The following is an 18,915-nucleotide window of genomic DNA, read 5'->3' as shown; positions in this document are numbered from 1 at the left end:
GTAGCCTGTCAGACGGAGATCGATGGTGCTGGGAGGGCGGGCCGTGGAGGGCAGTGAGACCGGCTGGGGCCGGCCGGCCGAACCAGCGCCGCGGTGGCGCGCGTTGTTGGACCGTGCCCGGCTGGGCGGTCGCGGCGCGGAGCAGACCGAGCCGGACCGGCATGCCGACGACCCGTCACCGGATCCGCTGCCACGGCGCGCGGCACCGAACGGCAACGCCGGGCGGGCGTCCGCCATCGGGCATCCGGCCGAGCTGTCGTACGGCGCGGAGCCCGACTACCGGGCCGAGGCGACCTACCGTGTCGACCCCGCCTACCGGGCCGACCCGGGTTACCGGGCGGAGCCGGGTTACCGCGCCGAGCCGGACTATCGGGCCGAGTCGGTGTACCGCTCTGAGCCGGACTACCGCTCTGAGCCGGCGTACCGGTCGGAGCCGGCGTACCGCGCCGAGCCGGATTACCCGGCCGAGCCGACGTACCGGGCCGAGCCTGGCTATCGCGTTGAGCCGGAATACCGGGCCGAGCCGGGCTATCGGGCCGAGCCGACGTACCGGGCCGAGCCTGGCTATCGCGTCGAGCCGGAATACCGGGCCGAGCCGGGCTATCGGGCCGAACCGACGTACCGGGCCGAGCCCGAGCCACCGCCGGCCGTCCCCGACCCGGCCCAGTCGCGATACGCGTTGCTGGACAACGGCTACCGGCCGGGCGACCCGCCGGTGCAGTCCCGGTACGCCCTGCTGGAGACCGGCTACCAACCGGAGACCGGTTACCCGGCGCCCGCGACCCCGTCGGTCGCACCGCCACTCGCCGCACCGGTCGCACCGCCGGTGGCCCCGCCACCCGTCGCGCCGGTGGCACCGCCACCCGCCCCGGCGGTCGGCTCGGCGGTCGCCGAGCGCGCCTACCCGCCCCGGATCGAGTGGCGCCCGCAGGGCGTCGACCAGGAGCAGGAACGCGCCAACGGGGTGCTCCGGCGTGACCTGGGCACGCCCCGGGTGTTCGCCTTCGCCAACCCCAAGGGCGGGGTGCACAAGACCACCGCCACCGTGCTCGCCGCAGCCACTGTCGGCAGTGTGCGCGGGCAGGGCGTGCTGGCCTGGGACGACAACGAGCTGCGCGGCACCCTCGGGCTGCGCGCCGGCAGTGCCCGGCACGCCCGGACGATCCGTCACCTGATCACCGACCTGGCGCAGATCGAGATCCTCGAGGGCGAGACCCTGCTGGGTCGGCTGGACGACTACCTGCGGCACGCGTCCGACGGCTCGTACGACGTGCTGGCCGGCGAGGAGAGCCCGCGTTTCGCCCAACGACTGGACCAGTTCACCGTCCGACGTGTGTTGGAGCTGCTGCGGCGCACCCACGACGTGGTCTGCGTCGACACCGGCAACAACGTGGAGAGCCCCAACTGGCGCACCGTGATGCAGGCCGCCGACCAGCTCGTGGTGACCACCGTGCCCCGGGAGGACGCGGCGTTCAGCGCCGACTGGATGCTCGACCTGCTGCACGAGGAGGGCATGGGCGAGTTGGCGGACAACGCCATCACCCTCATCTCCTGCCCGACCCCGGGCCGCTCGTCGTTGCAGGACGACCTGGAGCGGCACTTCGCCACCCGTACGCGTGGGGTGGCCGTGGTGCCCTACGACCCGGCGCTGGAGACCGGGTCGTCGATCGAGTACCACCAACTCCAGCCGGAGACCCGGCAGGCCTGGTTGCAGGCGGCGGCGATGATGGTGGAGCCGTTCGCCCGGTGAGCTGGTCTGCCGCCACCGGAGCCCCGGCCCTGCACCGGGCCTGAGAGGATCATCGGGTGAGCCCGGACAACCCCGAACCCGAGCGGCCCGTCGACGATCCCGACCGGGCCGCTTCGCCCGACCCGTCGGGGGCGACCACGTCGCAGACGCAGCCCGCTGCCCAACCGCCGGCGTACGCCGAACCGCCGGGCGCCGCACCCTCGACCGCGTCCCGCAGCTGGTTCGAGTTGACCTCCGACGAGCCGCGTCGTCCGCTGCGCACCGCGGCGACGGTGCTGGGCGCCGTGCTCGCGCTGGCCGTGCTGGGTGTGCCGTTCGGGCTGCTGTGGGCCGTGCTCGCGCCGGCCACGCCGGTGCTCAAGACCGCCGAGGGGGCGATCTACGCAGACCCGCAACCGGAGCAGCCGATCGCGGCGGACGGGTGGTTCAGTCTGCTCGGGCTCGGCTTCGGGCTGCTGGTGGCGCTCGCCCTGTGGTTCGTGCTGCGCCGGCGGCGCGGCCCGGTCGGGTTGCTCGCCGCGGTTCTCGGCGCGTTGGCCGCCGCGCCGGTGGCCTGGCAGGTGGGGCGGCGGGTCGGTCTGGCCACCTTCGACCGGCTGCTGGACACCGCCCCGGCGGGGCAGTCCTTCACCAAGCCCCCGGACCTGCGGGCCGGCGGGGTCGACTGGCTGCTCGGCATCCTGCCGGTGCCGCACGGCAACCTGCTGCTGCCGGCCTTCGGGGCCGCGATCACGTACACCCTGCTGGCCGGCTGGTCGCGGTGGCCGGGCCTGCGCCCGGAACCCGAGCCGGCCGACCTCAGTTGGGTGTCGGTGGGGACGACGCCAGCTCCGCCAGCGGCACCGGAACCGCCCGCACCTGGCGCAGCAGAGCCGCCTCGCGGTTGAGCAGCCGCAGTTCGGCGCGCAGCCGCGCGGCGGTGTCGTCGATCGCCAGCAGGCGCTGCCGGTCGTCGACGGTGAGCGCCGCGGTCGCCGCCACCAGGTGGGAGAGCACCGTCGGATCCTCCGGCAGCTGCTCGGAGATCTCCTCCGGGTCGGAGCGGATCAGGCCGAGGTACTGCCGGAACACCGCGATCACCCGAGCGGCCAGCAGATCGGCCACCTCGTCCGACCCGGCCGGGTCGGGCAGCCACTCGACGTCGGCGGTCAGATAGGGGGCCGCGCTGTCGTCGACCTCGGCGATCCGGAAACGGCGTCGGCCGACCGTGACGATGTCGAAGCCGCCATCGGTCAGCTCGGTCACCTGACGCAGCTCGGCGGTGCAGCCCACCTCATGCAGGGTGACGTCGCCGACGCCGGGCGTCGCGCGGGCGCCGGGACCGGCGGGCGCGACCTCCCAGCCAGCCTGGATGGCCACCACACCGAACTCGCGGGGAGCGCCCTCGGGCAGGTCGACGAGGTGTCGGACCAGCGCCCGGTAGCGCTCCTCGAAGATGTGCAGCGGCAGCACCAACCCGGGAAAGAGCACCGTTGCGAGCGGAAACACCGGCAGCCGTGCGGTCACATGGTCGAGCCTAACCAATCTCGCCCGCGTGGGCGTGGCCCGGCTCACCGTCCCGGCGGACGGGCGGCTCGGGTGTACACCGTGCCGGCCGCCTAGACTCGCAAGGGTGCTGAATCGGATCGACCTGCGCAAGGGTCTCGGAGACCCGCGCCGCCTGCTGCCCCGTGCCCAGCTCGACGTGTCGGTTGCCGTCGAGCGGATCCGCCCGCTGGTGGAAGCGGTTCGCGAGCATGGCTACCCGGCGATCCGGGAAGCCAGCGAGCGATTCGACGGCATCTCCCCGGAGGTGCTGCGGGTGCCGGTCGAGGCGATCACCGAGGCCGAGGGGGTGCTCGACCCGGCTGTGCGCGCCGCGCTGCTGGAGTCGATCAGCCGGGCCCGTCGGGTCCACGACGACCAGCGGCGCACCGACCACACCACGCAGGTGGTCCCCGGCGGCACGGTCACCGAACGCTGGCTGCCGGTCGACCGAGTCGGCCTCTACGTGCCCGGTGGCCTGGCGATGTACCCGTCGACGGTGGTGATGAACGTCGTGCCCGCGCAGGCGGCCGGCGTGCGGTCGCTGGTGGTGGTCAGCCCGCCGCAGAAGGACAACGGCGGTCTGCCCGACCCCCGGGTGCTCGCCGCGTGCGCGCTGCTCGGCGTCGACGAGGTGTACGCCGTGGGCGGGGCCCAGGCGGTGGCGATGCTGGCGTACGGCGCCGCGGTCGACCCGTTGGGTGAGCTGCGGTGCGACCCTGTCGACCTGATCACCGGCCCCGGCAACATCTGGGTGACCGCCGCCAAGCGGCTGCTGCGCGGCGTGGTCGGCATCGACGCCGAGGCCGGGCCGACCGAGATCGCCATCCTCGCCGACGACACGGCCGATCCGGCGCACGTGGCCGCCGACCTGATCAGTCAGGCCGAGCACGACCCGCTCGCCGCGAGCGTGCTGGTCACCCCGTCGCTGGCGCTGGTCGAGTCGGTCGAGCGGGAGCTGGCCCGGCAGGTGCCGGCGACCAAGCACACCGAGCGGGTGACCACGGCGCTGACCGGTGAGCAGAGCGGCGTCGTCCTGGTCGACGATCTTGAGGCGGGGTTGCGGGTGGTCGACGCCTACGCGGCCGAGCACCTGGAGATCCAGACGGTCGACGCCCGGCAGTGGGCGCTGCGGGTCCGCAACGCCGGGGCGATCTTCGTGGGCGCCTGGTCGCCGGTGTCGCTCGGCGACTACTGCGCCGGGTCCAACCACGTGCTGCCCACCGGCGGCTGCGCCCGGCACTCCTCGGGCCTGTCGGTGCAGTCGTTCCTGCGCGGCGTGCACCTGATCGAATACACCGAGACCGCTCTGCGTGAGGTGGCCCCGCACGTGGTGACCCTGGCCAACGTGGAGGACCTGCCGGCGCACGGCCAGGCGGTCCAGGCCCGTTTCCCGGGTGGAGCGGCGTGAGCGAGCGCAGCGAGCGAACCAGCTGGCTCAGTCGCCCGGTGCCTCATGCCGCCTCCTCGCGAAGCGGGGTGCCGGCATGAGCAGCCTGGATGAGCTGCCGATCCGCGACGACCTGCGCGGGCTCTCGCCGTACGGGGCGCCGCAGCTCGACGTGCCGGTGCGGCTCAACACCAACGAGAACTCGTACGCGGTGCCGGAGCCGGTGGTCGAGGCGATCGGCAAGGCGCTCGCGGCCGAGCTGCGCGAGTTGAACCGCTACCCGGACCGGGACGCGCTCGCGCTCCGGGCCGACCTGGCCGAATATCTCGGGCACGGGCTCACCGTCGAGCAGGTGTGGGCGGCCAACGGCTCCAACGAGATCCAGCAGCAGCTTTTGCAGGCGTTCGGTGGGCCGGGGCGCAGCGCGCTCGGCTTCGTTCCGGCGTACTCGATGCATCCGCTGCTGGCCCTCGGCACCGGCACCCGGTGGGTGCCCGCCGAGCGCGGCGTCGACTTCGGGTTGACCGCCGAGGAGGCGGTCGCCCAGGTCCGTGAGCACCGGCCCGACGTGGTCTTCCTCTGCTCGCCGAACAACCCCACCGGCACGGCACTGGACCCGGCGGTGATCGCCGCGGTGCTCGACGTCGCGCCGGGCATGGTGGTCGTGGACGAGGCGTACGCCGAGTTCGCCCGACCGGGCACGGTCAGCGCCCTCGCGGTGCTGCCCGGCCACCCGCGGCTGGTGGTGAGCCGCACGATGAGCAAGGCGTTCGGCTTCGCCGGCGGGCGGTTGGGCTACCTGGCCGCCGACCCGGCGGTGGTGCAGGCGGTGCAGCTCGTCCGTTTGCCGTACCATCTCTCCGCACTGACCCAGGCCGCCGCACGGGCGGCGGTGACCCACCGCGACGCACTCCTCGGCACGGTCAGCGCGATCATGGCGCAGCGGGACCGGATCGTGGCGACGCTGCGCGAGCGTGGGTTGCGGGTCGCCGACAGCGACGCCAACTTCGTGCTCTTCGAAGTGGGCGGGGACCAGACCACCGTCTGGAAGGCGCTGCTGGCACAGGGGGTGCTGGTCCGTGACGTCGGCCTGCCCGGCTGGCTGCGGGTGACCGCGGGCACCCCGACCGAGACCGACGCCTTCCTTTCTGCAATGGAGACTGTGTGATGAGCCGGACCGCCCGGGTGGAGCGGATCACCAAGGAGACCAAGGTCCTCGTCGAGATCGACCTCGACGGCACCGGCGCCGCCGAGATCAGCACCGGCGTCGGCTTCTACGACCACATGCTGCACCAGATCGCCCGGCACGGCGGCTTCGACCTGACCGTGCGCACCGTGGGTGACCTGGAGATCGACGCGCACCACACGATCGAGGACACGGCGCTCGCCCTGGGTGCCGCGTTCGACCAGGCGCTGGGCGACAAGGCCGGCATCCGGCGGTACGGCTCGGCGACCGTGCCGATGGACGAGGTGCTGGTCCGGGCCGCGGTGGACCTCTCGGGTCGGCCGTACGTGGTGCACGACGAGCCGGCGCTGGCCCCGTACATCGGGCCGGTGTACGCGACGAGCATGACCCGGCACATCTGGGAGTCCTTCGGTCAGGCGGCCCGGGTCACGCTGCACGTCGACGTGTTGCGGGCGGCCCGGCCGGGCGGTCACCCGGACGCGCACCATGTGGTGGAGGCGCAGTTCAAGGCGGTCTCCCGGGCGCTGCGGGAGGCGACCGCGATCGACCCACGCTCGGCGGGCGCGATTCCCAGCACGAAGGGTGCTCTCTGATGAGCGCGAGGAGTGCAGCGCAGCGGAGCCCCGCAGTCGCGATTCGAGGGTGGCTCTGATGGGTGCCGCGTTGCCGACGTTGTTGCTGATCCTGGCCGGGGTGCTGGTGGGTGGCACCTGGTCGCTCTACCGGCAGGGTGCGCCGAAGGCGGCTGTCCTGGTCACCGCGGCGCTCGCGGTGCTCGCCACTGTCGCCGGGGTTCTGCGGCTGCTGCCGGAGAACGGGTGATCGGGGTGACGACATGAGTGATGTGGTGGTGCTCGACTACGGCTCGGGCAACCTGCGCTCGGCGGAGCGGGCGCTGGCCGCCGCCGGCGCTGACGTGCGGGTGACCGACGACCTGGCCGCCGCGGCCGCCGCCGACGGCCTGGTGGTCCCGGGGGTGGGCGCGTACGCGGCGTGCATGGCCGGGATCGAGGCGCTCGGTGCCGGCCCGGTGATCGCCGAGCGGGTGGCGGCGGGTCGGCCGGTGCTCGGCATCTGTGTGGGCATGCAGGTGCTCTTCGAGTACGGCGAGGAGCACGGTGTGGTGACCAAGGGGCTCGGGTTGCTGCCCGGCGGGGTGACCCGGTTGGCCGCCACCCGGTTGCCGCACATGGGTTGGAACACGGTCCGGGCGCCCGAGGGGTCGGTGCTCTTCGCCGGGTTGTCGGAGCAGAGCCGGTTCTACTTCGTCCACTCGTACGCGATGGGGGACCCGGCGGCGCTGGCTGCTGCCGGTGCCACGGTGACCACCGCCCATCACGACACTGATTTCGTCGCCGCGGTGGAGCGTGGTCCGCTGTCGGCGGCCCAGTTCCACCCGGAGAAGTCCGCCGACACCGGTGCCGCGCTGCTGCGCAACTGGCTCGTCACGCTGCCCAGCGGTGACTGACCGTCGTCGCCCGGTGCCCGGCGCGAGGGTGTCGCGGTGAGCCGGGAACGGGCCCGTCGTCGGGCGGTGCGTGAGGCCGAGCAGGCCCGGGAGCGGGCGGTCCGGCAGCGGCAGGTGGCGCGCCGTCAGCGCCGTCGCGCGGTGGTCCGCCGGTTGACGCCGCAGGTGCGGCGGGGCCGCTCCGGACGGTTGCCCCGGCACAGCCGGGGTGAGCGGGCCGCGATCGTGCTGCTGACCGGTGCCGCGCTGATTCTGATCTGGACGTTCGTCGACAACCTGGCGCTGCGTGTCGCGCTGATGGTGCTCTTGCTGCTCGTACTGCCGGCGATCGTCGTGATCGCCCTGGACCGTCGTACCTGATCGAGGAGAAGACGTTGAGCCTCACCCTGTTACCCGCTGTGGATGTCGCCGACGGCCGGGCCGTCCGGCTCGTGCAGGGCGCCGTCGGAAGCGAGAGCATCTATGGCGAGCCGTTGGACGCGGCGCTGGCCTGGCAGCAGGACGGCGCCGAGTGGATCCACCTGGTCGACCTGGACGCGGCGTTCGGTCGGGGCACCAACGCGCACCTGCTCGCCGAGGTGGTGCGCCAGTTGGACGTGAAGGTGGAGCTCTCCGGCGGCATCCGGGACGACGAGTCGCTGCGGGCGGCGCTGGGCACCGGGGCGACCCGGGTGAACATCGGCACCGCCGCCCTGGAGGACCCGGTCTGGTGTGACCGGGTGGTGGGGGAGTACGGCGACCGGGTGGCCATCGGGCTGGACGTGCGCGGCCACACCCTCTCGGCGCGCGGTTGGACCCGCGACGGTGGTGACCTGTACGAGGTGCTGGAGCGGCTGGACAAGGCGGGCGCGAGCCGGTACGTGGTCACCGACATCACCAAGGACGGCACGATGCGCGGGCCGAACCTGGACCTGCTGCGCGAGGTGTGCGCCCGCACCGACCGGCCGGTGATCGCCTCCGGTGGGGTGTCCACGTTGGACGACCTGCGGGCGTTGGCGACCCTGGAGCCGCTCGGGGTGGAGGGTGTGATCGCCGGTAAGGCGCTCTACGCGGGTGCCTTCACGGTGGCCGAGGCGCTGCGGACTCTGGCCGAGGCGTGACGGTCACCCGGCTCTCCTCGGGTGGCCCGTGGGAGCAGCGGTACGGCTATTCCCGGGTGGTCCGGGCCGGTGACCTGGCGTTCACGGCCGGTTGCACGGCGACGGTGGACGGTCGGGTGGTGCACGTCGGTGACGCCGCCGCCCAGACCGCGCAGGCGTTGCGGATCGGGCTGGACGCGCTGGCCGAGGTGGGTGCGGAGCCCGGCGATGTGGTCCGGACCAGGATGTACGTGATCGACCGGCTGCACGCCGACGAGGTGGGCCGGGCGCACAACGCGGTCTTCGGCGCGGTCCGGCCGGCGGCGACCCTGGTGGTGGTGGCCGGTCTGCTGGATCCGGAGCACCTGGTCGAGGTGGAGTTGGAGGCGTACCTCGGCGGTCGCTGAGGTCGGCGGTCGGCGTGGTGCCGGCCGCTTCCCGGCCAGATAAGTTGTGCACAACTTAATTGTGGGCTACGGTTCAGCGGTGACCGATGATCTGCTGTTGCGCCGACAGGTGTGCTTCGCGCTCTACGCCGCGTCGCGCGCCCTCACCGACGTCTACCGGCCGATCCTCGACGAGTTCGGGCTGACCTACCCGCAGTACCTGGTGCTGCTGGTGCTCTGGGAACGCCCCGACGACGCCCCCACGGTGTCCGAGCTCGGCGCCGAGCTGCGACTGGACTCCGGCACGCTCTCCCCGCTGCTCAAGCGGCTGGAAGGAGCGGGCCTGGTGGTTCGGCGGCGGTCGGCGCGCGACGAGCGGCGGGTCGAGGTGGGCCTCACCGAGCAGGGGCGGGCGCTGCGGGAGCAGCTCTGCGACGTCCCGCTGCGGATCGCTCTGGCCACCGGGCTGGGCATCGATGAGCTTGTCGCATTGCGCGACACGCTCACCCGGGTCACCGACACCATCCATCGACAGAAGGAGCAGTGACTCTCATGCAGGTCATCTACACCGCATCCGCGACCGCCAAGGGTGATGGCCGCGACGGCCACGTCGAGACCTCCGACGGCACCCTCGCGCTCGACCTGGCCGTGCCGAAGGAGATGGGTGGCGCCGGCGGCGCCGCCAACCCCGAGCAGCTCTTCGCCGCCGGCTACGCGGCCTGCTTCCACAGCGCGCTGCGGCTGGTGGGCCGCCGGGCCAAGGCCGACGTGAGCGACTCCGTCGTCGCGGCCGAGGTGGGCATCGGCCCGAACGGCAGCGGCGGTTTCGGGCTCACCGTCGAGCTCGTCGTCGACCTGCCCGCCGTCTCCCGCGAGACCGCCGAGCAGATCGTCGAGCAGGCCCACCAGGTCTGCCCGTACTCGAACGCGACCCGCGGCAACATCGACGTCACGCTGACCGTCCGGGAGACCTTGGCCGCGTGACCTCGCGGACCGAGACCCCCACCGCGGACGAGAGGACGACCACCCCGTGACCAGAAACCGCGAGATCCACCTGGCCAGCCGCCCTCAGGGCTGGCCCACCGAGGACACCTTCCGACTCGTCGAGACCGACGTCCCGACGCCGGGCCCGGGCCAGATCGTGGTCCGCAACCAGTACATGTCGGTCGACCCGTACATGCGCGGACGGATGAACGACGTCAAGTCGTACGTGCCGCCGTTCGCCCTCGACGCGCCGCTCGACGGTGCCTCGATCGGCGAGGTGGTGGCCAGCGAGGCACCGGACGTCGCCGTCGGGACCACCGTCCTGCACGGGCTGGGCTGGCGGGAGTACGCGCTGCTCGACGCCACCGCAGCCCGGCCGGTTGACCCGAGCGTGGCGCCGGTCAGCGCGTACCTCAGCGTGCTGGGCATGACCGGGCTGACCGCGTACGCCGGGCTGCTGGAGGTCGCCGCGATGAAGCCCGGCGAGACGGTCTTCGTCTCCGCCGCGGCCGGCGCGGTCGGCAGCCTGGTCGGCCAGATCGCCAAGCTCAAGGGTGCCGGCCGGGTGGTCGGCAGCGCCGGCTCACCGGCCAAGGTCGAGCGGCTGCGGGCGCTGGGCTTCGACGCCGCGTTCGACTACCACGACGGGCCGGTCCGCGAGTCGCTGCGGGCAGCCGCGCCGGACGGCGTCGACGTCTACTTCGACAACGTCGGCGGCGATCACCTGGAGGCCGCCATCTCGGCCATGAACCTGCACGGCCGGGCCGCGATCTGCGGCATGATCTCGCAGTACAACGAGACCGAGCCGTCGGCCGCGCCGCGCAACCTGGCGTTGGTCATCGGCAAGCGGCTCACCCTGCGCGGCTTCCTGGTCAACGACCACAACGACATGCGGGCGGCGTTCGTCCGCGACGTCGCCGGCTGGCTGCGCGAGGGCACGCTGTCCTACGACGAGACGATCGTGGACGGCATCGAGAACGCTCCGGACGCGTTCATCGGCCTGCTGCGTGGCGACAACCTCGGCAAGATGCTCGTCAAGGTGTGACCCAGGCCTCGTTCACGGCGGTCGACCCGATCGGGTCGGCCGCCGTGTCGTTGGCGGAGGATAGGCTCGCGGCATGACGGTGGCGGTGCGCGTGATCCCCTGCCTGGACGTGGACGCTGGGCGGGTGGTCAAGGGGGTCAACTTCCTCGACCTTCGCGACGCCGGCGACCCGGTGGAGTTGGCCGCCGCGTACGACCGGGCGGGTGCGGACGAGCTGACCTTCCTCGACGTCACGGCGTCCTCGAGTGACCGGGGCACCATGCTCGACGTGGTGCGCCGCACCGCCGAGTCGGTGTTCATCCCCCTCACCGTCGGTGGCGGGGTCCGGCAGGTCGCCGACGTCGACACACTGTTGCGCGCCGGGGCGGACAAGGTCGGTGTGAACACCGCCGCCATCGCCCGCCCCGAGCTGATCGCCGAGATCGCCGACCGGTTCGGCCGGCAGGTGCTCGTGCTCTCCCTCGACGTGCGTCGGTCGCCCGACGGCGGCACGCCCAGCGGCTTCGAGGTCACCACCCACGGCGGTCGGCGCGGCACCGGAATGGACGCGGTGCGGTGGGCGCAGCGGAGCGCCGAGCTGGGCGCGGGGGAGATCCTGCTCAACTCGATGGACGCCGACGGCACCAAGGCCGGCTTCGATCTGGAGCTGATCGCCGCGGTGCGGGCGGTCGTGGACGTGCCGGTGGTCGCCAGTGGCGGCGCCGGTGAGGTGGCTCACTTCCCGCCCGCGATCGGTGCGGGAGCGGACGCGGTGCTCGCCGCCAGCGTCTTCCACTTCGGTGAGCTGACCGTGGCCGAGGTCAAGGACGCGCTGCGACACAGCGGCCACCCGGTGCGCTGAGCCGGTCAGTGCACGCCGGAGTGCCCCTCCGGTGACCGCCGGGGCGTCGGGATCGAACGGACCGCGTATTCCTGGACGGCCGCCGCGTGGTCGGCCTCTTCCAGGATCCAGTCCGCGCTGCCGGGTGCGTGCCGGCGGGTCAGCACCCCCTGCACGGTGTCCACCATGGTCGCCACCCCCGCCCGAGGGCGGGTGCGCCAGAGCTGCTCACCCTCGGCGGTGATCCGGAACCAGCCGTCGGCGACGCTCACCAGCCCGGCGCCGACCAGCCGCCGGATCGCGGCCTCCACCTCGTGCCTTTGCGGGATCGCGTGGTTGAGGTGGTCGGCGGTGGAGAGCACGTCGGTCAGGCGGACGCCCTCCGGCCGTCGACTAGTGGCCGACCGGTGGTGCCGTCCGGCTCCGCTCGCGATGACCAGCGACACGAAGATCCAGGCGTCCGTCCAGCGCCAACCGTTCTCCCCCATGCAGAGATGATGACGGCGCGCGTCGCGGAAGGGAACACCCACCCTCCATCCGGCACACCGGACCACCACCGTGTGCCGGCTCGTGAACGGTCGGTGAGGGCTCAGCCGGTGGGAGCGGCCGGGGCGGTGCTGCCTGGTCGCGGCACGTCGGCCTCCGCCGGGGGAGCGGCGGCGCCGTCGGACACGGCACCGTCGGGGACCGTGGCACCGTGCGCGGTGGCGTCGGACACACTTTCCTCGGGTACGGCGAACGGCGGGATGAAGAGCTGGGCCAACGGACCGATGGCCAGCGCGTACGCGACAGTGCCCAGGCCGACAGTGCCGCCGAGCAGCCAGCCCAGCGCCAGGACGGTGACCTCGATGACCGTGCGCACCAGCCGGACCGACCAGCCCGGCCGGCGGGCCACGAATCCGGTCATCAGCCCGTCACGTGGGCCCGGGCCCAGGCGGGCACCGAGATACATGCCGGTGGCGGCGCCGTTGGCGACGATCCCGGTGACGAGCAGCGCGATCCGGACGCCGAGGGGGCCACCGGCGGGCATTAGGGCCAGTGTGGCGTCCACGACCAGACCGATCACCACGACGTTGCTGATCGTGCCGAGACCCGGCCGCTGTCGCAGCGGGATCCAGAGCAGCAGCACCAGCGCGCCGACGCCGATGGTGACGGTGCCGAACGAGAGCCCGGTCAACTCGGAGAGGCCCTGGTGGAACACGTCCCATGGGTCGAGGCCCAGGTCGGAGCGGACCATCAGGGCCATGCTGACGCCGTAGAGGACAAGCCCGAGGTAGAGCTGGACCAACCGTCGAACCGGCCGGTGCCGCAGATTGCCAAGCAATGCCATGCATGCCACCCTAGGTGCCAATCCACGTCGAGGAAGAAGCCAATATCCGGGGAGTGGCCATGACGGGTCAGGTGCGCGGCGTCCAATTGGCGCGTCTGCTCGGTCAGTGGCACGCCCTGCCGGGCCGCCGACGCAGCCCCGACTACGCCGCGCTGGCCGGCACGGTGCGCGGTCTGCTCGCCGACGGCCGGCTGCCGCTGGGCGTCCGGCTTCCCGCCGAACGGGAGCTGGCCGAGGCGTTGCGGATCAGCCGGACCACTGTCACCGCCGCGTACCGGCAACTGCGCGAGACCGGGCACCTGGCCAGCCGCCGCGGCGCCGGCAGTTGGACGATGCTGCCCGGCAACCACCGGGTGGCCAGCACCGGCCTGTGGGCCCCGCTGGACGACCGGGAGATGCTCGACCTCGGTGTCGCCGCGCTGGCGGCCCCACCGCAGCTCCTGACGGCGGCCCGTGCCGCCACCGAGGACCTGCCCCGCTATCTGGGCGGGGCCGGCTACCACCCGACCGGCATCATCGAGCTGCGCGAGGCGGTGGCCGACGCGTACGCCGCCCGGGGCCTGCCCACCTCGGCCGACCAGATCATGGTCACCAGCGGCACCCAGCACGCACTGGACCTGGTGTTGCGGCTCGCCCTGGCCCCTGGCGGCAGTGTGCTGGTCGAGTCGCCGACCTACCCCAACGCGCTCGCCGCGCTGGCCGGGCGACGGGCCCGGATCACCACCCACGGCCTGGCCGCCGACGGGTGGGAGCCGGACCTGCTGCTGGGCAGCCTCCGGCAGACCCGGCCCAAGCTGGCCTACCTGATTCCGGAGTTCCAGAACCCGACCGGGCACCTGATGCCCGCCTCGCTGCGCGAGCGGGTGGTGGCCGCCGCCCACGCGGTCGGCACCGATCTGGTCATCGACGAGTCCTTCGTGGACCTTCCGCTGGACGGCACCGAGCTGCCACCCCCGGTCGGCGTCTACGACCGGCACAGCCGGGTCATCAGCATCGGCGGGATGAGTAAGCCCTACTGGGGCGGCCTGCGGATCGGCTGGGTGCGCGCCTCCGCGCCGCAGGTGCAGCGGCTGGCCGCCGTCCGGGTCGGGGTGGACATGGCCAGCCCGGTGCTGGACCAGCTGGTCGCTGTGCACCTGCTCGCCGACGCCGACGCCATCGTGGCCGAGCGCCGCGTCCAGCTGGCCGTCCAGCGCGACGCTCTGCTCGGCGCGCTGGCGCAGCGGTTGCCGGACTGGCGGGTCACAGTGCCCCGGGGTGGCGTGACGCTGTGGGCCGAGTTGGACGGCCCGGTCTCCAGCGCGCTGGCCCGGGCCGCCGAGGAGGTCGGCGTACGGCTGGCTCCCGGCCCCCGGTTCGGCCTGGACGGCACCATGGAGCGGTTCCTGCGGTTGCCGTTCACCCTGCCGGCTGCGGACCTGGTGGAGGCCGTGGGGCGGATCGCGGCGGTGCGTTACGACCTGGACCGCACCGGCCGGCAGCGATGGCGGGAGCCCGCCGTCATCGCCTGAGCCATCGCCGAACCGACCACCGGCCCACGATCGTCGGGCCAGCGCCAGATCTCTCCACGGTATGCGGGAATGTACCTTTCGCCCTACCTTGGCTGCCACAATCTCCTGATGGGCGAGGGCGGGGGGATGCGCGGGGTCCGCCGGAGCGCGCCGGGCTCACGGGCGACCCCGCTCGAACTCTTCTACGACCTGGTCTTCGTCTTCGCGTTCCTGCACGTCACCACGGCCACCGCCGGCAATCCGACCGCCCGGGGCCTGGTGCAGTGCCTCGTGCTGCTGGCCCTGCTCTGGTGGTGCTGGTCCGGGTTCGCCGTGCTGGGCAACCTGATCCGTACCGACCAGGGCATCGTCCCGGCGGTCGGCTTCGTCACCATCGCCGCCGCCTTCGTGCTGGCGCTGAGTCTGCCGAAGGCGTTCGTCGACCGACCCGGTGGGCTGTACGGTCCGCTGGTCTTCGCGACCTGCTACTTCGTGGTCCGGGTGAGCGAGACGGCGATCTTCCTGTGGATCGGCCGCCGGAACCGCGACGTGCGCCGACGCTGGCAGCTGCTCGCCCTGCCGGCGCTGCTGGCCACGGCCCTCATCGTGGCCGCCGGGCTGCTGCCGCAGCGCCTCTTCGACGGAACAGCCGAGTCGGTGGCCCGCCTGGTGTGCTGGATCGCGGCCCTCGGCGTGGAGTACGGAGCCGGCCTCGCGCTGCGGGGCACCGGGTGGACGGTGCTGTCCGCCGGGCACTGGGCGGAGCGGCACGGTCAGATCGTCCTGGTCGCCCTCGGCGAGACCATCATCGCGCTCGGGTTCAGTCCCAGCGAGACCGCTGGTCTGCCGCTGACCTGGCCGGTGCTGTTCGCCGCGGTCCTCGGCGTCGCGGTGGTCGCCGCGATGTGGTGGGCGTACTTCGACACCCTGGCGCTCGGCATGGAACAGACCCTGCACCGCACCCGCGACCCGGACGCCCGCGCCATCCTGGCCCGGAACGCCTACAGCTACCTGCACCTGCCGGTCATCGCCGGCATCATCCTGTTCGCGCTCGGGCTCAAGGGGCTGATCCACGAGGGCGCCGATCCCAACACTCCGAGCTGGGGCATCCCGCTGCCGAGCCTCGACCTGTTGGCGCTCTACGGTGGGGTCGCGCTCTACCTGCTCGCGCTCATCGTGCTCGGCCGGCTGATGCTCGGCGCCCCCCGCTGGCCCACGATCGGCGGGATCCTGCTGCTGGTCGCGCTGGTGCCGGTCGCCGGGTCGCTGCCCGAGCTGATCGCGTTGGGCATGTTGGCCCTGGCCACGACGCTGGCCGTGGCCGCGCAGACGGTCATCGACTCGCGGCGCCGGGCCGGGGTCCGGCAGAAGGCGTTCGAGGAACAGCTCGCCGCGGAAGAGGAACACACGAGGTGGCGGGGCCACCACCTGTGAGGGCCCCGTGCCGGCTCTCTCGCCGACACGGGACCCTCGGCCGGCTCACAGCTCGGCGAGCGTGCCCGCGTACATCTTGTCGATCTGGGCCGCGAAGTTGCTCTCCACACCGCGCCGCTTGATCTTCAACGACGGGGTGATCTCGCCGTCCTCGATCGTCAGGTCGCGCGGCAGGATGGCCACCTTCTTGATCGTCTCCCAGCGGTTGAGCTTGGCGTTGAGCTGGGCGACGTACTCCTCGACCATCGTCTGGGCCTCCGGCGAGGCGACGATCTCGGTGTAGCTGCGCCCCTCCAGCGGACCACCGGCGACCCAGCCCCGGATCGCGTCCGGGTCCAGCGTGACCAGCATCGTGCAGAAGTTGCGGGCCTGACCGACGACGACCGCCTGCGAGGTGTACGGGCAGATCGCCTTGAACATCCCCTCGATGTGCGACGGCGCGATGTACTTGCCGCCCGAGGTCTTGACCAGGTCCTTCTTGCGGTCCGTGATCCGCAGGTAGCCCTGCTCGTCCAGGGTGCCGATGTCACCGGTGCGGAAGAAGCCGTCCTCGGTGAACGCGGCGGCGGTCTCCTCCGGCAGGTTGTGGTAGCCGCGCATCACCGGCCGGCCACGCACCAGGATCTCCCCGTCGGTGTCGATCCGGCACTCCAGGTCACCCATCGCCCGGCCCACAGTGCCGATCTGGAGCCCGGACGGCGGGTTGACGAAGTTGCCGGCGCTGGTCTCGGTCAGGCCGTAGCCCTCCGAGATCGGCAGGTTCGCCGCGGCGAAGAAGGTGGCGATCTCCGGGCTGAGCGGAGCCGCACCGGACACCAGCACCCGCATCCGGCCGCCGAGGCGGGCCTGGAGCTTGCTGAACACCAGCTTCTCGGCCACGCCGTAGCGCAGCTTCAGCCCGGCCGGCACCGGCTTGCCGGACTGCTCCAGTGTCACCTTCTGCTTGCCGACGCCGACGGCCCAGGCGAAGATCTTCGCCTTCGCGCCGCCGCCGTCCTGCGCGGTGGTCACCGCCCGGTTGTAGACCTTCTCGAACACCCGGGGAGCGCCGCACATCAGCGTCGGGCGGATCACCGACAGCAGGTCGACCAGCTTCTCCACCCGCCCGTCGACATAGGTGGGCAGGCCGACGTGGATGGCACCGCAGAGCAGCGTCTTGCCGAACGAGTGGGCCAGCGGCAGCCACAGGTACTGCAGGTCGTCGTCGCGCAGCAGCCCGACCTCCGCCTGCGCCACGGCCTCCCAGCACCAGCCGCCGTGCAGCAGCTCGACGCCCTTGGGTCGACCGGTGGTGCCGGAGGTGTAGATCAGGGTGGCCAGGTGGTCCGGGCCGATGCCGGCCACCAGCATGTCGATCAGATCCGGCTCGGCGGCCAGCGTGCGGGTGCCCCGCTCCTCCAGCTCGGCGAGGGTCAACTGGGGGATCGCCGCGGCCTGGTCGGTGTCGCCGTCGAGGAGCACCACGTGGGTCAGCGCGGGCAGATTGGCGCCAGCGATCTTCGCCGCCTGGGCCGGATTTTCCGCGAAGAGCACCTTCGAGCCGGAGTCGGCGATGATGAAGGTCGCGTCCGCCGGCTCGGTGGTCGGGTAGACGGTGGTGGTCGCCCCGCCGGCGCACATGATGCCGAGATCGGCGATCACCCAGTCCAGTCGGGTGTTGGCGAGGATCGCGACCGGGTCCTCCTGGCCGACGCCCAGGCCGTGCAGGCCGGCGGCGACCGCCTTGGCACGCTGGCCGACCTGCTCCCAGGTCAGCCAGACGGGCCCCGAGTCGTCGGGGGCGGGGGAGGCGAACGCGTTCCGGTCGGGGGTGGCCGCCACGCGCTTGAGGAACATGTCCGGGATGGAACGGTACGGTACATCGAGAGCCATCGCTGGAGCCGCCTTCGGGGGTGGTGGCGTGACCGTCGTCACGTCATGATGGTTACCGAAGAGTATTGCGTGGCACCGTGCATCGGCTAGCCCTGGTGATCGTCCGGCCGGCCCAACTCACCGACCGGTCCGGCGGAATCAGGCGTATCGGGCAGCCACGACTGACCAGTCGTAGGTGGCCCGGACCCAGTTGCGCCGGGTGGCCGCCGCGTGGGTCATCTCGTCGTTCCCGCTGGACAGCAGCGCCTCCTCCGCTTTCAGGTATGCCGCCAGGCTCTGGTTGAACCGGTTCGCCACGGTCCGCAGCGCGGTCGCCTCGTCCCCGGCGGCGCCCTGGGCGATCACGGTGACCAGGTTGTGCGCCTCCGGATCAGCCTGGCTCTCCTTGCCGTAGGAAAAGAGATCGTTGCACCAGCAGACCAGGTCCACCGCCAGCAGATCCAGTGCGAGCAGCGCCGGGTTGGCGCGCTGGATCGCCCCGAGGGGCCGCGCCGATGCCAGGTCGGTCAGGGTGAGGCAGGGGTGCACGCCGCCGATGTGCCGGCGCAGTTGGAGGTACTCCGCCACCTCCGGCACGCGCCGACGCTCCCGGTTGGTCGCCTCCCAGAGCAGTGCCAGCAGGTACTCCCGCATCTGGCTGACGAACCGCAGCAGCAGCGCCGCATGGTCGTCGTGCAGCCGGGTCCGGCGGCACAGGTCGTGCAACGCGTCACCCAGGGGCCCGACGGCGGGCGGCGGGACGTCCGGGTTGCCGTACCGGTCCAGCACGTCGAGCAGGGTGCTGATGGCCGGTCCCAGCCGGACCGGGTCGGCGCCGAGGCCGTCCTCGTCGCAGGCGTCGTCCATCACGAAGAGCCAGCTGATCAGGTCGGTGAGCAGTCGCAACCCGTCCACCGAGCCCGCCGGGCAGGCTCGGCCGGCCAGGCCGGCGGCGTCGGCCCGTTGCAGCCGACGAACCCGCTGGCTGGAATCGATCAGCCCGAAGGTCTGCGCCCACTCGAGGCTCTCGTCCGCCACCCGTTCGGTGGCCTCGTGGCGACCTACGGGAAACGGGGGCTCCCGCAGCGCCGAAATCGCGAAACTTCGCACAGTCCGCCCCCACTCGTTGCCGCTCGGCGAAGAGTGACGCGGTAAAGCGTACGGGAGGAGGTATCAGC

Annotated in this window: 20 protein-coding genes and 1 pseudogene; 16 read left to right on the top strand and 5 right to left on the bottom strand. The window is 72.5% G+C overall.

Going from position 1 to position 18,915, the window contains the following annotated elements:
• The first annotated feature begins 22 nt into the window (after positions 1-22).
• Both GA0070619_RS19345 and GA0070619_RS19340 read left to right on the top strand, forming a co-directional pair.
• Positions 23-1,750: a MinD/ParA family ATP-binding protein gene (locus GA0070619_RS19345; RefSeq protein ID WP_231927108.1), complete on the top strand. Its 1,728-nt coding sequence runs from the start codon at positions 23-25 to the stop codon at positions 1,748-1,750.
• Between the two features lie 56 nt (positions 1,751-1,806).
• Positions 1,807-2,637, top strand: coding sequence for a DUF2567 domain-containing protein (locus tag GA0070619_RS19340; RefSeq protein ID WP_088949362.1), 831 nt, complete (start codon positions 1,807-1,809; stop codon positions 2,635-2,637).
• Here GA0070619_RS19340 and GA0070619_RS19335 read toward each other — a convergent pair.
• Positions 2,549-3,256, bottom strand: a complete 708-nt coding sequence (locus GA0070619_RS19335; protein WP_088949361.1) for an LON peptidase substrate-binding domain-containing protein — start codon at positions 3,254-3,256, stop codon at positions 2,549-2,551. The two genes, GA0070619_RS19340 and GA0070619_RS19335, sit on opposite strands and share 89 nt — an antisense overlap.
• 106 nt (positions 3,257-3,362) lie before the next feature.
• Here GA0070619_RS19335 and hisD point away from each other — a divergent pair, with 106 nt between their 5' ends.
• The 12 genes from hisD to hisF all read left to right on the top strand — a co-directional run bounded on the left by hisD (position 3,363) and on the right by hisF (position 11,653).
• Positions 3,363-4,685: a histidinol dehydrogenase gene (gene hisD / locus GA0070619_RS19330; protein ID WP_088949360.1), complete on the top strand. Its 1,323-nt coding sequence runs from the start codon at positions 3,363-3,365 to the stop codon at positions 4,683-4,685.
• A 76-nt stretch (positions 4,686-4,761) separates the two neighbouring features.
• Positions 4,762-5,832: a histidinol-phosphate transaminase gene (locus tag GA0070619_RS19325; RefSeq protein ID WP_088949359.1), complete on the top strand. Its 1,071-nt coding sequence runs from the start codon at positions 4,762-4,764 to the stop codon at positions 5,830-5,832.
• Entirely contained in the window at positions 5,832-6,443 is a 612-nt protein-coding gene (hisB, locus tag GA0070619_RS19320) for an imidazoleglycerol-phosphate dehydratase HisB (protein ID WP_088949358.1), read from the top strand. Before GA0070619_RS19325 ends, hisB begins: the two co-directional genes overlap by 1 nt.
• Before the next feature lie 58 nt (positions 6,444-6,501).
• Positions 6,502-6,672 (top strand): hypothetical protein, encoded by a 171-nt coding sequence (locus GA0070619_RS32845; RefSeq protein WP_165435803.1) that lies wholly within the window; start codon positions 6,502-6,504, stop codon positions 6,670-6,672.
• 13 nt (positions 6,673-6,685) lie between these two features.
• Positions 6,686-7,318: an imidazole glycerol phosphate synthase subunit HisH gene (hisH, locus tag GA0070619_RS19315; RefSeq protein ID WP_088949357.1), complete on the top strand. Its 633-nt coding sequence runs from the start codon at positions 6,686-6,688 to the stop codon at positions 7,316-7,318.
• 36 nt (positions 7,319-7,354) lie between these two features.
• Positions 7,355-7,678 (top strand): hypothetical protein, encoded by a 324-nt coding sequence (locus tag GA0070619_RS19310; RefSeq protein WP_088949356.1) that lies wholly within the window; start codon positions 7,355-7,357, stop codon positions 7,676-7,678.
• A 14-nt stretch (positions 7,679-7,692) separates the two neighbouring features.
• On the top strand, positions 7,693-8,418 hold the full coding sequence (priA, locus tag GA0070619_RS19305) for a bifunctional 1-(5-phosphoribosyl)-5-((5-phosphoribosylamino)methylideneamino)imidazole-4-carboxamide isomerase/phosphoribosylanthranilate isomerase PriA (protein WP_088949355.1): 726 nt from the start codon (positions 7,693-7,695) through the stop codon (positions 8,416-8,418).
• Positions 8,415-8,804 carry a RidA family protein gene (locus GA0070619_RS19300; protein ID WP_088949354.1) on the top strand — a complete coding sequence of 130 codons (390 nt, stop codon included), beginning with the start codon at positions 8,415-8,417 and terminating at the stop codon, positions 8,802-8,804. The genes priA and GA0070619_RS19300 overlap by 4 nt, the downstream gene beginning before the upstream one ends.
• Before the next feature lie 79 nt (positions 8,805-8,883).
• Positions 8,884-9,330, top strand: a complete 447-nt coding sequence (locus GA0070619_RS19295; RefSeq protein ID WP_088951911.1) for a MarR family winged helix-turn-helix transcriptional regulator — start codon at positions 8,884-8,886, stop codon at positions 9,328-9,330.
• A gap of 5 nt (positions 9,331-9,335) precedes the next feature.
• On the top strand, positions 9,336-9,767 hold the full coding sequence (locus tag GA0070619_RS19290) for an organic hydroperoxide resistance protein (protein WP_088949353.1): 432 nt from the start codon (positions 9,336-9,338) through the stop codon (positions 9,765-9,767).
• Between the two features lie 46 nt (positions 9,768-9,813).
• Positions 9,814-10,812 carry an NADP-dependent oxidoreductase gene (locus GA0070619_RS19285; protein ID WP_088949352.1) on the top strand — a complete coding sequence of 333 codons (999 nt, stop codon included), beginning with the start codon at positions 9,814-9,816 and terminating at the stop codon, positions 10,810-10,812.
• Between the two features lie 73 nt (positions 10,813-10,885).
• Complete coding sequence (hisF, locus tag GA0070619_RS19280) at positions 10,886-11,653, top strand: imidazole glycerol phosphate synthase subunit HisF (protein ID WP_088949351.1); 768 nt, start codon at positions 10,886-10,888, stop codon at positions 11,651-11,653.
• Positions 11,654-11,658: 5 nt separating this feature from the next.
• Here the strand turns inward: hisF and GA0070619_RS19275 are convergent, their stop codons facing one another.
• Both GA0070619_RS19275 and yczE read right to left on the bottom strand, forming a co-directional pair.
• Entirely contained in the window at positions 11,659-12,120 is a 462-nt protein-coding gene (locus tag GA0070619_RS19275) for a hypothetical protein (protein ID WP_088949350.1), read from the bottom strand.
• Positions 12,121-12,298: 178 nt separating this feature from the next.
• Positions 12,299-12,962 (bottom strand): annotated as a pseudogene (gene yczE / locus GA0070619_RS19270) (membrane protein YczE); the annotation flags it as partial.
• Between the two features lie 59 nt (positions 12,963-13,021).
• On the opposite strand from yczE, the gene yczR reads away from it, so the two are divergent.
• Entirely contained in the window at positions 13,022-14,473 is a 1,452-nt protein-coding gene (gene yczR / locus GA0070619_RS19265; RefSeq protein WP_088949349.1) for a MocR-like transcription factor YczR, read from the top strand.
• 108 nt (positions 14,474-14,581) lie between these two features.
• Positions 14,582-15,886: a low temperature requirement protein A gene (locus GA0070619_RS19260; RefSeq protein WP_088949348.1), complete on the top strand. Its 1,305-nt coding sequence runs from the start codon at positions 14,582-14,584 to the stop codon at positions 15,884-15,886.
• A gap of 45 nt (positions 15,887-15,931) precedes the next feature.
• Here the strand turns inward: GA0070619_RS19260 and GA0070619_RS19255 are convergent, their stop codons facing one another.
• Together GA0070619_RS19255 and GA0070619_RS19250 are read right to left on the bottom strand one after the other, a co-directional pair.
• Positions 15,932-17,758 carry an AMP-dependent synthetase/ligase gene (locus GA0070619_RS19255; RefSeq protein ID WP_088949347.1) on the bottom strand — a complete coding sequence of 609 codons (1,827 nt, stop codon included), beginning with the start codon at positions 17,756-17,758 and terminating at the stop codon, positions 15,932-15,934.
• 138 nt (positions 17,759-17,896) lie between these two features.
• Positions 17,897-18,775 carry a terpene synthase family protein gene (locus GA0070619_RS19250; protein ID WP_231927106.1) on the bottom strand — a complete coding sequence of 293 codons (879 nt, stop codon included), beginning with the start codon at positions 18,773-18,775 and terminating at the stop codon, positions 17,897-17,899.
• Between the last annotated feature and the right edge of the window lie 140 nt (positions 18,776-18,915).

It is taken from the genome of Micromonospora zamorensis (assembly GCF_900090275.1).
GTDB lineage: Bacteria > Actinomycetota > Actinomycetes > Mycobacteriales > Micromonosporaceae > Micromonospora > Micromonospora zamorensis.
Note: the sequence above shows the minus strand (reverse complement) of the source record. Positions and strands in the feature narration are given on the sequence as shown.

Coding starts and splice junctions, on each gene's coding strand:
- GA0070619_RS19275 (WP_088949350.1), bottom strand. CDS start 12,120: ATGGGGGAGAACGGTTGGCGCTGGACGGACGCCTGGATCTTCGTGTCG.
- hisH (WP_088949357.1), top strand. CDS start 6,686: ATGAGTGATGTGGTGGTGCTCGACTACGGCTCGGGCAACCTGCGCTCG.
- GA0070619_RS19255 (WP_088949347.1), bottom strand. CDS start 17,758: ATGGCTCTCGATGTACCGTACCGTTCCATCCCGGACATGTTCCTCAAG.
- GA0070619_RS19260 (WP_088949348.1), top strand. CDS start 14,582: ATGGGCGAGGGCGGGGGGATGCGCGGGGTCCGCCGGAGCGCGCCGGGC.
- GA0070619_RS19325 (WP_088949359.1), top strand. CDS start 4,762: ATGAGCAGCCTGGATGAGCTGCCGATCCGCGACGACCTGCGCGGGCTC.
- GA0070619_RS19345 (WP_231927108.1), top strand. CDS start 23: ATGGTGCTGGGAGGGCGGGCCGTGGAGGGCAGTGAGACCGGCTGGGGC.
- yczR (WP_088949349.1), top strand. CDS start 13,022: ATGACGGGTCAGGTGCGCGGCGTCCAATTGGCGCGTCTGCTCGGTCAG.
- hisB (WP_088949358.1), top strand. CDS start 5,832: ATGAGCCGGACCGCCCGGGTGGAGCGGATCACCAAGGAGACCAAGGTC.
- GA0070619_RS32845 (WP_165435803.1), top strand. CDS start 6,502: ATGGGTGCCGCGTTGCCGACGTTGTTGCTGATCCTGGCCGGGGTGCTG.
- hisF (WP_088949351.1), top strand. CDS start 10,886: ATGACGGTGGCGGTGCGCGTGATCCCCTGCCTGGACGTGGACGCTGGG.
- GA0070619_RS19290 (WP_088949353.1), top strand. CDS start 9,336: ATGCAGGTCATCTACACCGCATCCGCGACCGCCAAGGGTGATGGCCGC.